General features: G+C 36.1%; 2 protein-coding genes and 1 pseudogene. 2 read left to right on the forward strand and 1 reads right to left on the reverse strand.

Annotation, left to right across the window (positions count from 1 at the left end):
* Together AC1DUW_RS27240 and yppF are read left to right on the forward strand one after the other, a co-directional pair.
* Positions 1 to 369, forward strand: a pseudogene (locus tag AC1DUW_RS27240) (MFS transporter); the annotation flags it as partial.
* A gap of 586 nt (positions 370 to 955) precedes the next feature.
* Complete coding sequence (gene yppF, locus AC1DUW_RS27245; RefSeq protein WP_477643980.1) at positions 956 to 1138, forward strand: YppF family protein; 183 nt, start codon at positions 956 to 958, stop codon at positions 1136 to 1138.
* Between the two features lie 221 nt (positions 1139 to 1359).
* Here yppF and AC1DUW_RS27250 read toward each other — a convergent pair.
* Positions 1360 to 1898 (reverse strand): GntT/GntP/DsdX family permease (locus tag AC1DUW_RS27250; protein ID WP_477643981.1); only part of this gene is annotated, 539 nt, incomplete at its 5' end.

The raw sequence follows: 1898 nt of genomic DNA on the forward strand, positions 1-1898 counted from the left end.
ATGACTGCTGTCTTTTTGACAGTAGCAGTTTTCATCCCAAATCCAATTATAGCGGGGATTTGTATGGGACTGGCAATGGGATGCCAAGGCGGTGTGTTCCATCTAAGTAATATGCTCATGGTAAAATACTCAACACCCGAAACAGCAGGCCGGGCAGCTGGTCTGCTAGGATTTACAAATATTATGGGTGGCTTTTCAAGCTATATCATGGGTTGGCTTCGTGACTTATCAGGCGGGGACTTCAGTACATCAATTGCGATGCTGATTTTTGCAGCTATTTTAGGTTTAGGTGCTTATATATTCTCAATCAAGAAGGAAGCAGCTGAACTTCATTTAACACCCTTGTCTGCACAAAAAATTCAAGTATAAAAAGAGGTCGGAGGCTCCTAGTCTCCGACCTCTTTCATAGATTTTCTAAACCCTGATATATCAAGGATATTATTATCTTGAGCAGGAATATGTGCAATTGCGCCAATATCCCTATTCTGTTATTTCATGAAGCTGCCCTAGTACTTTGAGTTTTCATACTCTTGTACCTTGGCAGCTTTCATTGTTAGGTTGATAGTACGCTTTAGAAAAGCAAATCAAATTTTTGCACTTCTCTTCAAAGTACAATCTCAGAGTTTGAACCGACATTGCATCTAAACCGCTTGCCAGGCTGCTGTTGGATGATGTTAATATGGCCCAAGTAAAGGAAAAAAAATTCGTTAATATAAGCCGTTTGCTTTCTCTACTTCACTTCCAAAAAGAAAAAAGTAATCGAAATCATCATCTTTTAATAAAGACTGCTTACCCTACTTAGAGTWACTCTATATCTTCTTAATCCATAATTTTATGGGGAATATTTTTGTATAAAAATGTCGATAGTTAAAATATTCAAAAAATGATAATTCCTTAATTACCCATGTTATATTGTTAATGAAAAAATACTAATCAAGAAATGTAAGGTGAGTGTGTGACAATTGAAGTTTTAATACTCCATTATATTCAGGAAAAACKTCAAAAACCTAGCCATGCAAATGAATTATTAGATTATATTCAGCATGAATATGTGAGCGGTAAGTTGTCAATTTTTCAATATAGAAGTCTCTGTCAGGATTTATACTTTCGGGGGGCAAAACAAACTAACTCTGTATGAACCTTTCCACTAAATCAATAATTGAACTAAAGGTAACTTCCACTTCTAATGCTAAGACTTCCAGTCGAGAAACGTTTTCAGTTATTTATAATGCCCTTAGCTTATAACATGGATGAATCGAATTCGCAAAGTAGCAATAAAAGATCCGAAATTTTCATCAAAAAACCTCCGTGATATGTCCTTGTACTAGACGTTTCACGGAGGTTAAGTTTTAATAGGCTTTAAATAAATATATCTAATATTAAAACCAGACCAAATGCTACAAAAGAAAGAATGGTTTCCATTACTGTCCATGTTTTGAACGTTTCTTTTACGGTTAATCCAAGATATTCTTTTACTAACCAGAAACCTGCGTCATTAACATGAGAAAACATAAGTGATCCAGCCCCTGTGGCAATAACAAGTAATTCTAAGTTAACACCCGTCATATTGGCAACAACTGGAGAAACAATTCCGGCTGCAGTTGTCAAAGCGACTGTTGCAGATCCAGTGGCAATCCGAATTAATCCCGCCACCAAGAACGCTAAGACAATTGGTGATAATGATATTACTTCAGACATGGAAGCAATTGCAGTCCCTACTCCACTATCAATTAAAATTTGTTTGAATCCGCCACCTGCACCGATAATAAGTATTATGGAAGCTAATGGCAATAAACATTCTTCTGTTAGTTTTTTAATTAACGATTTGTCCATCCCTTGTCGGTATCCTAAGAAATAGTAGGCTGCAAAACAAGAAATTAATAAGGCTATGACCCTTG

The organism is Peribacillus sp. P4_C12 (assembly GCF_056402095.1).